This window comes from Halalkalibacter sp. APA_J-10(15), assembly GCF_023017105.1.
Classification (GTDB): domain Bacteria; phylum Bacillota; class Bacilli; order Bacillales; family Bacillaceae_D; genus Halalkalibacter.
Map to the genome: position 1 here is coordinate 26,501 of NZ_JALKEV010000010.1, position 14,989 is coordinate 41,489.

A 14,989-nucleotide genomic window follows, 5' to 3' on the forward strand; every position below is an offset into this window, starting at 1 on the left:
GTAGAATGCCCTTTATTATACGCGAACATTTCATATAAAAATTATACGTCATCTTTCCAACTTCCCTATGATATAATGCTTACAAACGACTATTAGTTTTTAGGGGGGGATGCGATGCAAATACTCAAGTATGTTACTAATAGTATTCCATACAATGATCTATATTTAAATCAATATGGTTCTGAGCTTTGCTGCCCTGATCATTTTCAAGGTCCTAAAGCTAGAGAAGATTACTTAATCCACTATGTCTTTTCCGGGAAGGGTATATTCATTATTGATGGTAAAACGTATCACTTAGAACAAGGCAACGGATTTCTTATCTGCCCAAAGATGGTTTCATATTATAAAGCAGATAGTCATGACCCTTGGCATTATTACTGGGTGGGCTTCCATGGAGTACATGCAGAATCATTCCTCCGTCTTGCCAATTTAAGTGCAAGTCATCCAATCTTTAATTACGATAAAGACCAACTACTGATTCAGCATTTTATTGAACTAATTAGTGAAAATGATAGTAATATGGCTGCTGAGTTAAAACGAACTGGACAACTTTATTCAATATTATCTCTCCTAATTCAAGCAAATACGCATACTCAGAAAAAAAATCACTATAAAAAAACTAGTAATCAAGCAGACTATGTTAGAAAAGTGGTTGATTTTATTGAGCAGAACTATATGAACAAGATTACTGTATCTGAAATTGCAGATTTCATTGGACTTGATCGTAGTTATCTATGTTCTATTTTCAAAAAAAATATTCATTGTAGCATACAAGAATATTTAATCCAGCTTAGAATTAATAAGGCATGTACTTTGTTAAATAATAGTGACCTTTCGATTGGCAATATTGCTAAAGCTGTCGGTTATCAAGACCCATTTTTATTTTCAAGAACATTTAAAAAAATTAAAAAAGTTGCACCAAAAGAATATCGTTATAAATCTTTATTTTGATTTTTATGGCAACGCTTACATTTAGAATCGATGACAGAGGTGTCCTTGTGAATATTGTTAATAGTAAATTATATTATTTCCTAGAAAAAATGACAAATTTCTTTTTATTGAATCTAATTTGGTTATTGTTTTCACTCCCAATCATAACTTTATTTCCTGCAACTGCTGCAATGTATGCTGTAATAAGGGACTGGGTTCAAGGAAAAGACAGTGGTGTTATTCAACCATTTTTTCAATATTTCAAAGTGAACTTCAAGCACAGCTTCGCATATGGGATATTATGGGGGATTTGCTTATTTATCTTTTATATTGATCTTGCTATCATCGCTGAATTTGAATCGACCGCCAATTTACTAATGACGTCCTTATTGTTCGTAATTGGATTATTAGTTGCTTTTAATACAGCTTTTATCATTCCAGTTATGGTGCATTTTAAATTATCGTTTTGGGGACACATTAAACATGCCTTTTTATTTTCGATAATGTATTTTCCAACAACATTGCTTTGCTTGTTTATTATTGTTGGGATGGTGATTTTAGTGCTGTACTTACCAGCATTATTATTCGTTATCTTTAGTATTGGTAGTTATGTGGTATTTCGGCTATGTTACCGGACCTTTGAAAAAGTGGGGAAAGTATAAAAGCTAGAACAGCACACATTACTATTACTTCCGGTACTCTAAATGATCACAAAATAAAAAACACTACCAAAAAGTGGACACGGTTAACGCGTCCACTTCAAATCATGTAATACATCTGCTACCTTTATCCAACCACTCCTGTCCGCTCAACACTTTCCACAAAATGCCTTTGAACAAAAATATACAATATAATTAACGGCAGCATCGAAAGTAATACACCTGTATTAACAAGCATCGATAAATAAGATGGATCTACACTACCTGCTCCATCACCAGCTGTCAACCTGTGCGCAATATTAGAACCTACAGACTGCAATTTAGCTGACATAACATTTGCGTTATCAAGAAACATGGTTGTGAAGAAAATATCGTTCCATTGCCAAACAAACGCAAATAGCATGACAGTAATAATTGCCGGTACAGCATTCGGCAACATAATTTTGTAAAACGTCCTTATGACTCCTGCCCCATCAACAAGAGCTGCTTCTTCAATTTCTCTAGGAAACCCTTTAAAAAATTGACGGAAAATAAAAATAAACAAACCTGCTTTTAAGCCCATCCCCGTAACAGAAGAAATTAAAAACGGCCAATAACTCCCTAATAAATTGATTCCATTCCCATCGTTAAACAGCGCAATGACCCCTAAAATATCAAAGTTTCGATATTGAAGATACGTTGGTACCATAATCGTTTGCGGTGGTACAAGGATCGTTAAAATGACAAGGGCAAACAAAACATTTCTTCCTTTAAATTTAAATCGAGCAAACCCATACCCTGCTAATGCACAAGACATAGTTGTCAACAACATTGTTCCACTAGATAACACAAATGAATTTAACATCGTTTGAAAATAATTCATTGTTTCGATAACATATTGAAAATTCTCTAACGTAAAATTTTTCGGAATAAATACAACTGTAGGATCATATAAATCTGACTTATGCTTAAAAGCAATAGACACTTTTATAATTATTGGATATAAAATAACAAAGGATAAGCCAATAATAAGAATCGTTCTAAATAAAACCATCGCCATATTCTTTAGCTTTTCAAAGCTTACATTTATCCGCTCTTTGTTAATCAAAGTGTTAGGCTTTTTCTTTGTTAATTTACTTATTGGAATAGGCAAATTTACCCCTCCTTGTTAACGCCATCATTGATAGAACACTTTCTTAGAAATAAAATACGTTACAATCGCTAACGTTACGGCAATAATTAGAAAGTAAATCCATGACATTGCAGCACTCAAACCAAAATTAAATTGTTGGAAAGCTGTCTGCTGAATTAACGTCGTCATATCATTACCTGTAAACGAATCGATGACTGAGTAAATCACATTTGTTAAAATAAGCGGACTAATCATCGGAAACGTTATTTTCCAAAATGCTTCATAAGATGTAGCTCCTTCAATATTTGATACCTCATATAGATGAGATGGAATAGCCTGCAAGCCAGCTAAAAAAATAATGATTTGCACACCAGAAGCACTAATAATGTCATAGATTCGATCAACCGCTCCTGTTAAGTAGCTAATAAGAACCTCATTCATCCCCGAACCTATTAGCATTCTCTCTAGCTGTGAGCTCCTCATGCCACCCGTATCTTCAAGCGAACTTGGGCCTCCTTGCTGCATCATACTCTGAAGAAAATCCCCACTTTCAATAGAAGCTATAACTCCAGAAGCCAATATAACTGGCAAGAAGAATATAGCTCTTGCTACCATTCTCCCTTTAAACTTCTGATTAAGTAAAGTGGCAACTAATAAACTAAAAATAACGATTAACGGAACATTCACGACCATATCTAATAATGCTTCAATCAAGGTTCGGTTGTAGTCAACATGATAAGTTAACGCTTGTTGATAGTTTGACATTCCTACCGAATCCAACGATATGCCCGAAGGTGTTAAACTCAATTCACTCAAGCTATATCGAAGTGACTGAAATAAAGGAACAGCAAATAAGGTGATAAAGCCTATGAGCCACGGGGCTATAAATAGCCAGCCCCAATTACCCTTTTTCTGCTCAAGGGTCATCTTACTTTTCTGAAACATTTGCTATCCCCCCTCGAATGACTGCATAGCTCCCCGCTTCAATAGCAACACCATTTACCGAGACCGAATCGTCATTATAATTTACAAGAATGTTTACATCATTACTATAAGTTGTTTGATAGACTCCCTCAGCCACTTTTTCATGTGTGGTGATTACTTCTGTACGAACTTCATTTAATACTTGATTCACTTCCTGATACATTTCAATAGCATCATCCAACCAAACTTGATAATTCATCGAGAAAAGATCATCAAACTCCGTTTCTTTGACAATTGATGAATCTTCATAGAACCATTTAAAATAGACATTTGACCCTGTTTCAAGCGCTTTCAACAATTGATCGTTAATATTTTGGTTAGCACTTAAATTGACGGGCACTCCCGTATAATCAATTGAACCGTGGATAACCATTTGATAGAAAGGGACACTTTCATCTGTAATATTAAATCCAGAACTATAAGTTGGTGCGTGTAAGATATGGTTCGCATGTTGAAGAGCAATTAGGTTGCCTCCTTCTACTAGCAAATTGGTAAATTGATTATCCAATACACTAAATTGCTCCTGAATCATTCTTTTAGCTTGTTCACGATTAATAACGTTTTTATCACGAAAGTCTGAATTCAACTCGTCTCCCATATCCCTTAAAGACAAACCTTTTATATTTAATTTTGCAAAATCATTAGAGAAGCCTTCGACGTAATCAGGCAGCTTTACAGGAGAAAGGACATAATATGGTAATTTGTTACGATCTCTTCTAAAACTGGCTGGATTAAATGGATATTGAATAGCTGGCTGACGATTCACATATCTTGATGCTTCACGAGAAGGATTGAATGTAAACGAATTACGTTGAACATTTAAAAACGTGACATCTGGATAAAGATCAATTTGTTTGCTCTGCAAAAAGGAATGAAATTCTTCTAGTCCTTTTTTTCCACCTATTTGCGAATCAACCTTCACACTCTTTGGTGCCTTATGCTTCAAGCCACCGTTAAACCATCCTGAATATCTCAGCTTAATATTATGAACACCGGCATCATTGAGCTCATTCACGATTTCTTCTGCCTCTTCAAAAGTCGTTACACTTTCAACTGATTGGTAAGGCACACCAAGGAATGCTTTTCTTTTCACAATGGAACCCACGAGTTCTAAATAAAATGGGAGCTCCTCTATTGGTTCTAAAGGAGATAAATGAGTACTTTCTAATAAATAATTGCGATAATACTCAGCCATCCCAGAGTAGCTTGCTTTTTCACTATCTAAAAACTTGTAACGTATTCTCATATTATCTTGATAGCCATCTTGTTGAAACATAGTGATTGTACTAGCTCTTTCACCACCAGTTAGCGTGATCTGTGCCCCCTCTCTCAAATTGAAGCGACTGTTCACCGTATTATAAGAATTCAATCTTCCAGCCACATCTGCTCCAATTGAAGAAATCGCATCTCCTTGCTCAATGATGGCGATAAATGCTTGTTCCTCTTGTTTCATACCAAACACTGGCAAACGAATCTTTTCACTAATCTCCATTTGTTCTCTGACAAATGTAGCCTTATCCTCTCCATATACTCTATCGAGGTAAGGTTGAAAATTTACCTTTTCATTATTTAAATGAATAAGCGCACCTGAGCCATCAGGAACAAATGTATAACCTTCTCTAAATTCATTTGCAGCTCCAAAAAATTCAAGTACTTTCACTTCACTAATAGGGAAGGATTCATTTTGTTCAAGTTCTTCACCTACGACCGTAACAATTAAATGATCTCCATCTAATTCGTATTGAATAGGAACAACAAAATTCGGTTTTCCATATCCTTCTTCTGCTAGTTCACTTCCACCTGCATTATCAATCGCTATATCTTCTTCTGTATAACCAATTTCTTCAAAAAGCTCAATTGTCCGATTTAAAACAATTTTTGAATCGAAGGAAACCTCCCGTCGTTCATAAATGTCCTCTTCCTGAATGTATTGAAAACGACTTTCTAAATCAGCTCTCGTATCTTCATCTTCAATTTTATTTAAAATTAATGTTTCAAATCGTTCTCTGCTAATTCGTTCAGGAATCATTTCAATTCCTTTTGAAGTGTCTCCCAATGTATAGATTACTTTGACGCCATTTTCGATCGTTTCGGATTCAAATTGTCCATCTCTAACACTTTCATTACTATGCATCCGACTCGTTTGGCCAGTAGGATGAAAATAAGTTAATGATAACTGTGAATGAAGAATCGTCTTGTTTTCACCAGATGCAACCGTATCTGTTTGACGATCAATTGGGTTAGAGAACCAAACCTGACCACTTTTTTTTACTTTAACTGCTATTTCTGCAGTTGTACGATGAAAATATAATTCTAAATCGCCGTTTTCTGACATCAATTGCATCTCATCTAAATGAGCTTCTATGTCTTCTTCTGTAACATCATCCCGTTCACTAAGCTCTACTTCCTCTACTTCCAATTCTGCCTCAACTATTGAATCATCCATTACAGGTACATCTATCTCAGCTTCTTCCTCTACGAACTCAGTTGATTCTTCATTTTCCACAGCAACTACAACTTTTTGCTCGAAAACAAGTGGAAGGATGATTGCAATGACAAGTAAAAAATAGAAACCTCGTTTACAGCTGCTAATCATGTCAGTCCTCCTCTCCACCTTTAGGTTCGATATGCCAGCTCTTTAAATATTGTCTCAACAAAAGAATAAATTTGTTGGAATAAACTAAAGGAAAGTAGACCTAAAAAAATTAGAATTCCCATAACCATGACCGTTAAAAAGATCGTTACAATCGTTTTTGTTGCCGTATATTGATGGACGGTCATAATTCCTACAAATAACAAATAGATAAACCAAATAGTCGCTACCCCATCCAGAAAGAAATAAAAAACAGCTTCCTCAAGGGTAATAACCTGACTCATCATTGTTGTAAATAGATAGATGAGGATCATCGGTACTAAAGCATAAGCTGTAACAATAATAATTTCTTTAAATTTCCCCTCACCATCCATTAGCGTCGTTATCGACCAATTTGCCACACACCAAATGAAAAATGGCAATACAATGAACACAAGCTCATCAAGACTATTTAGTTCATTTGGATTATTAAAGTTAACTATAAATCCTGCATATTGTCGTTTAATAATAATGGCAACAGTCAACATGAGAAGAATGGTTAGAGCAATGTTCAGTCGACCCTTCCCTTCATACTTCACGTCCCAATATCCCTTAAACGGGTGAATACAAAGGTAAATTGGATATCGAATCAGTTCATTTCGCAGCAACACGTTCTCCTCCTCTCCTAATCCTTCGATATGTTCGGAATACGACGTAAAATAAGGCAAGCGCAAATACTCCCGTCATTACCGTACCAAAATGCTCGCGCATCACTTCTTGGCGGTATCGTTTAAAAGCTTTAGAATAGTACTGACGACTATTCCCATTTTCAAAATAAACCATCGCTTCTCTATTTTGTCCTTCCATTAACAACGCTTTTCCAATTCCGACATATGCAACTTCGTAATTGGTATTTAACTTTAAAACCTCATGCCAATAGTTCGCTGATTCTTGATCGTTCCCTTTGTGGTAATGCATAACAGCCTGGTTGACAAGACTGCCAAATTCCGTCGCTTCAAACCGAGTTATTCGATTGAAACCTTTATCAAGAACGAGAACATCCTCCCCTAATCGTGCGATCGCTACTGGATTACGAAACGTCCCTCGTTGCTCACCAATTTGGCCAAAAACATAAAGTAAATTACCATCTTCATCATAGGTAAATACACGCCCTCTATTCAGGTCTAGAGCGCTATATACCCCATAATTATTCACATCAATATCTATAAAGGTTGAACTCCCTGCGTAATGACCAACATGTGCGATCTCTAAATCTCCGATTGGATCGTGATACCCTTGTTTTCTAAGCACGTCCTCTCCTGTTGGGTTCAATCGTTGGATCGGAGTATTCGTATTCCGTTCTGAATTGGTTGTATAAATAAACCCTTCATCATCCAGCGCCAGATTATTAAACTCAATTGGGATAAATAGGGACATTTGAGCACGCTGTTCACGTGTAGCAAACACTCTCCATACATATTCGATTGGGTTAAAGGTGACTCGATTTGCGCCCGTGAAACCTGAAAAATGGCCATCGGAATCAAATTCGATTATTCCATCATAAATGCCACGTCCAATCACATAGATTCTCTTTGCTTGATCTACTGCAATTTTTACCGGATAGTACTCAAAGCCGGCACGAATCACATCTGATTCTGGTTTACCAATTTCTCTAATAAACTCTCCGTCTTTTGTAAGTTCAACAACCCGCTGATTGTTCGTATCTGCCACATAAATAAATCCATCATCAGTGACAAAAATCCCTTGTGGATGATTAAATTGGTCTATTTCCGATCCATTTTTAAACTCCTCAATCGATCGAATGAACGTAAAGCCCTCATCAAACACAAGAATTCGATTATTGCCTGAGTCTAGTAAGTAAATGTCATGATCCTGCGTAACGAAAACATCCTCAGGTGAGCGTAAACGGCCATATTCTTCATCTATTCCATCTAAAATTTCCCCTGGTAAGTATGGAATTGCCGAAGGGTTTGTATTTTCCCAATATGAATAGTTATAGCCAGGATACGGTGCATTTGCAGCTGCTCCCAATGGTGCTAGCATTGTAGAAAAGAGTAAGAGGAGCAACAGTAGCGTTCCACATTTCACATTGAATCGTTTCAATTGACTCCCTCCTATTCCTTCATCCCTGAAGATGACATCGTCTGAATAATACTAGCCTGTGAAAATAGAAATACAATGATAGGAACGGACATCAGCATAAATGCCACAGCAGCTGCGGCTCCAGCACGGGCAATCCCACCTTGAATAATTTGTCCCATTGCATAGTTCATTGTTTTCAACTCTTCACTATAAATAAAATTTCCTCCATCTGTACCCCACAATTGTTGGAACAAAAGAATCATCAATGTCAGCCATGCCGGTTTCACTAACGGCATCACAATTTGCCAAAAAATTCTGTATTCACTTGCCCCATCAATCCTTGCCGCTTCCAACAAACTATCAGGAAGTTGTTCCATGAATTGTTTCATCAAATACAACCCAAGTGGAAATGCAAATGACGGAACGATAATCGCCCAATAGCTATCCACCCAGCCAAGCACTGACATCGTCATGTAGTTTGGAATTGCCGTAACGTGTGGAGAAAACATTAACGATAAAACAACAAGCGTAAACAAAATATTCATTCCTGGAAATTTATGCTTCGCTAATGGATAAGCAGCAGCTGCGGAAAAAATAATATGTCCTGCAGTTCCAACAATTGTAATAAAAAACGTGTTAAAAACATATCGCGAGAACGGAACCCATGAGTCTGCCATTAAATGGACAAGATCAACAAAATTATTAAAGGTTGGATTTCTCACAAAAAATCTTGGTGGAAATAAGAAAATCTCATCTAACGGTTTAAATGCATTATTAATCGTATACACTAGTGGTAATGCCATAAAAGCACCAAAAAGCCCGATAAAAGCAAATAGTCCAAGCGTTCCCCACCATGATCGATTTAGCTTTTTCTTTTTTTTGTACTTCAATCTTAAGGTCAACGCCATTAACTATTCCCCCACCTTTCTCAGGAGCTTTTGTATAATTAGGTTTGTTGTCATCATAATGATAAATAATATTGTCGCGATAGCTGAGGCATAGCCCATTTCAAAACGAATAGTACCGTAGTCAATTAAGTGGGTAACAATTGTATGACCAGCATATTGAACGCTCGGAAAGCCTGCTAAAGCCATTGATACATCCGCAACTGCAAACGTCATTGTTATCTGAATAACCGCGCCAAACATTAATTGCGGTCGCATCGCTGGAAGCGTTAAAAACCATAGTTCTTGCCAGCGATTACGAATCCCATCAATCGCACCAGCCTCATACATCGTGCGATCAACATTTTGCAAACCAGCAATGAACGCAAGGAAACTAGTTCCAAGACTGAGCCATAATTGCACGAGCATGATAATTGCCAGAATATAAGTTGGATCCTGTAGCCACTGAATTGGTTCATAAATAATGCCTATTTTCATTAGAAAGCCGTTGGCGTAGCCATAGCTGTCTCCAGAAAAAATAATTAACCAAATAAAGAAGATGTTCCCGGAAATAGAAGGAGCGAAAAAAATTAGCGTAAGAAACGCTCTCAACTTTGAATTAAATTCATTAATTAACCAAGCAAAAATGAAACAAGCTACGTAACTAATTGGACCAGTAACAGCTGCAAACAACATCGTATTTTTTAAAGCTATTAAAAAGACATCATCCTCTAAAAATAGTCTTGCGTAATTTTGCCAACCGACCCAACGCGGAAATTCCAACATATTAAAATAGGTAAAGCTTACGACGATTGATATCAGTACAGGCAATATCGTAAAGAGAAAGAATAAAAGGAAATAAGGCGCCATTAAGATGTAAGAATGCTTATGAAGCTTTAAATTTCTTGTTAACCTTTGCAACCTTTTAGGTTTTTTATACGAGACTAGTTGCCCTGACTTCTCAATCGTTAGATTCTCTGAATGTTTTTCACCCTTTAAAATATGTAACCCCTCCTATTCCAGCGGCAGGTCAAACTCTGTACGCTTTATTCTAATTTCATCATTAATGTAAATAATATAATCACTTAAAGCTTCACGAGGGTTCGTTCCATTGTTTACTACTTCTCTGAAAGCGTTATCTAAATGCCTTCCTGTAAAATAACCACCCGGAACTTCAGGCACCCCTTGCACCCATTGCCACTGTTCCTCTAATCTTTCGTAATCTTTAACTGGCCATGGTAACTCTTGTAAAGCTTCAATATTAGCTGTTGGGTAACGAGCTGCTGCCCCCATCAGACCTTCCATTTCTCTTCCGAAACGAACTTGAATTTCTTTACTAGTCCACCATTTTAAAAATTCCCAACTTGCATCTTTATTTTCGGCTTTTTCCATTATGATTGCAGCTGTTCCAGTACTCCCTACATTGCGGCGAATGGAGCCATCAAGTTGCTCTGTACCTGGAATTGGCGCAAACTCCCACAATCCTCGAATTTCTGGTGCAGATACTGAAAGATGATTATAAAATGTATAATCATCAATGCCAATTGGCATTTCCCCTGTACGGAATCGGTTTGGAAAGTCAAACTTTAGAGGCAGTTTATAATTTGTATAAAGGCTGCTCCAGCGATTAAATACACTCATGGCAATAGCAGAATCAAGAGCACTTACCTTCGCATCATTTTTATACAGTTCACCGTCTTCCTGATAGAGCATCATTGTAAACGTTTGATTTGGAATTAGGTTTTGTACATCACCAGGATTTTCTGGGTCTTGTAGTAATGGCAGAGCTAAATCCATATGATTTCTCTGTAAAACTGGGATCATTTCTAAAACGTCTTGCCATGTTTGCGGAACGTCAATACCCAGCTCTTCTAAAATATCTTTTCTATAAAAGAGCATGCTGAACATTTGTTGTTCAGGTAAGCCAAAGACACCATCATTAAATCGATAAGGCAAAACAGCACTATCTCGAAATCTAGGTTCTATCTCCTCAAAATCAGAAAATTGAGTTACATCAACCACAGCATTTCGCATTGCATAATTAACAGGAATTTCATTACCAACCTGCATAGCGACATCAGGTCCTTGATTGGCAAGTGTAGCTGGTAGTAAATTTTCCATTTGTACTAGCTGTAAATTGACATGGATTCCTGTTTCTGGAGTAAATGACTCATCAATCAAAGCTTTCAAAACCTGTGCTTGGTCACGACCAGTTCCAATCCAAACTGTAATCGCATCATCTCCATCACCCTCCGTCACATTCCCAATGCTGTTATAATCCTCAAAGAAAGAGTGAGCAAAAGCACCTATTTCGTGTTTAACTTTGCTATGAAAGGATGCATCTGCTTCAGGCATTTCCTGTTCAGGGGATGCAATAATGAGATAATCAATTTCCAATGGTTGTTCACGAACGGTTAAAATCCATGTCCCTAGACCACCGACATTGATTTTGTATGAATCAAGTCTACGCTGAATCGTTTCTGGTCTTTGAACAAAGTCACTTAACTGATAGGCCATAGTATTTAAAATGGCCGTTTGATCACTTGTTTCTCCTGTTAAATCAGCCAATTCATCAGCAACTTCTGATAATATCTGACTTTGTCTAGCGAACACCTCTGTCATTTCTGGTATATTCTTTTCTAGTTCATAGTCGCGATATGGATCAGGAACTGTACCTGTAATCATGATAATTTTTCGGTAAATTTCATTTAACTCAAGAACACTCGCCTCCACAGTACGTAACAATGGCGCCATATTCCCAAGTGTGACTTCCATTTTGAGCTCATGAGTTCCCTCACTTAAATAAAATAAAAAGGGTTCATCATCACCAAATACTTCCATTTTCCAATTGTTATCATAATAAAAAGACACTTGCTCCATCTCTCGAAACGGAATTTCGTCATTAATCATTATTGTTCTCGTCGAATAGATTCCGCGTAGCATGTTTTGCCGATTTTTCACACCAATCTTATATAATCCATCTTCTGGAACAGTCATTTCCCAAGTGATCCATTGACCCGGCCAGCGCCAATTGTACCCTCCTATCGTGTTCATTCGTATTTTAGATACATCATATGGCTCTGTAGATGGACTACTACGATCATTGGTCGCATACAGTGTCGGATCTGATTTCAAGGTTGCATGCTCCCCTTGTACTTTAATCATGTGACCACTTGTTTCTGTGTATCCCATCTCATCATAATATTGCTGAATTTCCTTATATTCAGGAATCTCCTCAATCTGATAAATCTTAATATAATCAATTAACATCGGCTCACGAGACGAAACAAACCGTAAAGTATTGATACCTTCATGAAAATAAAATAAGTACGGTTCCGTGTAATACCCTTCAGAGTCTTTTAAATTCACTTCTTGCCATATCGGCTGTTCTACTTGCCTTGGTCTTAAATCATTTCCACGGTTATCTTGTTCAATTTCATCTAATTCGTTAGTCCAAGTCCGTGGAAAGGTCAATGTGGCTGCACCTTGAAATGGTAGCTCTCCATTAATCAATAATTCTCGTTCAATAGAAGAGCTTTTACCTTCAATAGGAAAATAGCGGATACCAATGTTGTACAATCCCTCTTCCGGGACATCCACTTCCCATTCAACCATACCTATCTCATCTGTTTTCACAGCCGCACCTTGATCGATCTCAGTAACCTCAATATCCATATCTTTTATCTTTGTATAATCCTCTGCCTGAATAATGATCTCCTGATTAGGTCGAGAAAAACCTTGGTAGCGCTCAATATAGTTAGAATAGAGGTCATCACGTATAGTTATATCGCTTCTCTCTAGCTCACTCACTGACTCCTCTCCATTTAGATCCTCCTCTGCATAAACGTGAACAGAGCCAAACCATGGTAGAATATTAAAAACAATTAGAAGAAGCGCTAAATTTACATAGATCGATTTTTTTAATGCATGTTGAAGCAACAAATCAAGCCCCCTCCTACTCATTTAATAATCTTACTAATTAACTAAACCCCCTGTATCAATCATTTATATCAAGGGGTTCATTGTTTTATTTAATCTCTCTATATGTGTTAAACTGAAGGTAGCTGGTCAGCTACCTATTTCATTATTGATCATACAAAAACACATAAAATGGAATCATTACTTAATGCTACAATTGAATTATTTCGTAAATTCATCTACTAATGACTGCGCTTCACCTTTCACTTTTGCAACTGCTTGGGAAGGCGATTCAACCCCCTCTGCAATATTCTCATTCATTTCATAAAATGCTTCTTCAAGTCCATAAGCGGGCCAATAATTCGGAATGACATTATTTTGCATATCAATTAGCGTGTTATATGTTTCCATATTAGGAGAAATAATTTCAAACCACTCATTTCGTTCATCCTCTAAAATCTCCCATACTTGTAGATCCTCCCAGATTTGATATACAATTTCAGGATCTTCAACCCCGATAGGTATCGTTAACCCTTCGTAGCTATTAACTGGAACTATATAGTCATCAGCTTGTGGTCCTTTCGGAAAGTAAACATAGCCCCAATCAAATGGAAGATCAGCACGTCCTTCCATTTCCCAACTAAAACCTATGACCATTCCGGTAAGTCCTTCTGTAAAGTAACGCTTTGGATCTTCATAGTTATCACCTTCATTCGGCTTAATAACACGATGCTCATTATAAAGCGCTGCCATAAATTCAAGTGCTTCTGTCGCTTTCGGCGAATCAATTTTCACTTCTAAATTAGAAATATCTAAGATATCTTCATCGTTTGACGAGATTAAAAATAAAGGAAGTGCGTTATGGTCAGCACTCATTCCAAATTGTTCTCCTGATGTTAATTCTTTTGCAGCTTCAAGCATTGCGTCCCATGTCCATTCCCCTTTTTCTTGTAGTTCATAAGGGTCAGGCAAACCTGCTTGTTCAAACATCGTTTTGTTATAGAACAAACCACCACTATGATTCACCGTACTTCCAATCATATAAAATTGATCATCCATCGTTCCTAGTTCTTGAGATATTTTAGGAACAGCAATTTCATTTAAATCAGCAAATTCATTTACTGGGATTAAATACTCTTCCTTAACTAATGCAGCAGTCTGAGCAGTTGAAAGACTAACTAAATCTGCAAACGGATCATTCGCCAAAATCGAGTTTGTTAACGTACTTACTTTCTCATCGTATGTTACTTCAACATATTCAATAGTAATATTGTACTTCTCTTCAACTTCAGCATGTCGATCAACGATCATATCTCTTAGTTCAGTTCCCCCAGGTGGTGTCATATCCCAGTGATTAGCAATGCGAATCACACGACCATCAAGATCTACGGCTTGATTTTGTTCCACCTCTTCACCTTCGTTACCTTCTTCATCACCATTTCCTTCTTCATCACTATTTATTTCTACTTCATCAGTTGTTCCAGTTCCATCGCTACTGCATGCGATTAATCCAACGAACATCATTAGAACGATACATAAAAGCATTGATAATTTAAGCGCTTTCATAAAAAACAACCCCCTCATATTGGTCTTTTTGATCATGCTTCCTTTCCACTTTCACCACTATCAGAATTGACTTTAGACATACACCACCTCCTTCGATAATTTTGAGTTTTCCCCCGTAAATGTTTACATTGACACCAATGAAAAACAAATGATACAGAGGTTTAATAAACTAATGGATAACTCGAAATAAATTATGAGCCAATACTAGATGTCTGACCTTTATTATGACAAAACCTAAAAAAATATTTGTTTAACACTAGTT

General features: G+C 36.9%; 11 protein-coding genes. 2 read left to right on the forward strand and 9 right to left on the reverse strand.

All coding sequences use genetic code 11. From position 1 onward, the window contains the following. The first annotated feature begins 114 nt into the window (after positions 1–114). Both MW695_RS12805 and MW695_RS12810 read left to right on the forward strand, forming a co-directional pair. On the forward strand, positions 115–951 hold the full coding sequence (locus tag MW695_RS12805; RefSeq protein ID WP_247105747.1) for an AraC family transcriptional regulator: 837 nt from the start codon (positions 115–117) through the stop codon (positions 949–951). A 5-nt stretch (positions 952–956) separates the two neighbouring features. Further along, positions 957–1,592: a YesL family protein gene (locus tag MW695_RS12810; RefSeq protein ID WP_247105748.1), complete on the forward strand. Its 636-nt coding sequence runs from the start codon at positions 957–959 to the stop codon at positions 1,590–1,592. A 124-nt stretch (positions 1,593–1,716) separates the two neighbouring features. Here MW695_RS12810 and MW695_RS12815 read toward each other — a convergent pair whose 3' ends face one another. From MW695_RS12815 to MW695_RS12855, 9 genes are all read right to left on the reverse strand, one after another. After that, entirely contained in the window at positions 1,717–2,628 is a 912-nt protein-coding gene (locus tag MW695_RS12815; RefSeq protein ID WP_247105861.1) for a carbohydrate ABC transporter permease, read from the reverse strand. A 117-nt stretch (positions 2,629–2,745) separates the two neighbouring features. Then, positions 2,746–3,645: a carbohydrate ABC transporter permease gene (locus MW695_RS12820; RefSeq protein ID WP_247105749.1), complete on the reverse strand. Its 900-nt coding sequence runs from the start codon at positions 3,643–3,645 to the stop codon at positions 2,746–2,748. Then, positions 3,629–6,280, reverse strand: coding sequence for a DUF5696 domain-containing protein (locus MW695_RS12825; RefSeq protein WP_247105750.1), 2,652 nt, complete (start codon positions 6,278–6,280; stop codon positions 3,629–3,631). The genes MW695_RS12820 and MW695_RS12825 overlap by 17 nt, the downstream gene beginning before the upstream one ends. A gap of 20 nt (positions 6,281–6,300) precedes the next feature. Next, positions 6,301–6,924 (reverse strand): Yip1 family protein, encoded by a 624-nt coding sequence (locus tag MW695_RS12830; protein ID WP_306421168.1) that lies wholly within the window; start codon positions 6,922–6,924, stop codon positions 6,301–6,303. Next, positions 6,911–8,380 carry an NHL repeat-containing protein gene (locus MW695_RS12835; RefSeq protein ID WP_247105751.1) on the reverse strand — a complete coding sequence of 490 codons (1,470 nt, stop codon included), beginning with the start codon at positions 8,378–8,380 and terminating at the stop codon, positions 6,911–6,913. The genes MW695_RS12830 and MW695_RS12835 overlap by 14 nt, the downstream gene beginning before the upstream one ends. Positions 8,381–8,391: 11 nt before the next feature. Continuing rightward, the gene (locus tag MW695_RS12840) at positions 8,392–9,267 is read right to left on the reverse strand and encodes a carbohydrate ABC transporter permease (protein ID WP_247105752.1); all 876 of its coding nucleotides are present in this window, start codon (positions 9,265–9,267) and stop codon (positions 8,392–8,394) included. A 3-nt stretch (positions 9,268–9,270) separates the two neighbouring features. Further along, positions 9,271–10,164: a carbohydrate ABC transporter permease gene (locus MW695_RS12845; protein ID WP_247105753.1), complete on the reverse strand. Its 894-nt coding sequence runs from the start codon at positions 10,162–10,164 to the stop codon at positions 9,271–9,273. Positions 10,165–10,257: 93 nt separating this feature from the next. After that, the gene (locus tag MW695_RS12850; protein WP_247105754.1) at positions 10,258–13,185 is read right to left on the reverse strand and encodes an extracellular solute-binding protein; all 2,928 of its coding nucleotides are present in this window, start codon (positions 13,183–13,185) and stop codon (positions 10,258–10,260) included. A 198-nt stretch (positions 13,186–13,383) separates the two neighbouring features. After that, on the reverse strand, positions 13,384–14,727 hold the full coding sequence (locus tag MW695_RS12855; protein ID WP_247105755.1) for an ABC transporter substrate-binding protein: 1,344 nt from the start codon (positions 14,725–14,727) through the stop codon (positions 13,384–13,386). Positions 14,728–14,989: the final 262 nt, after the last annotated feature.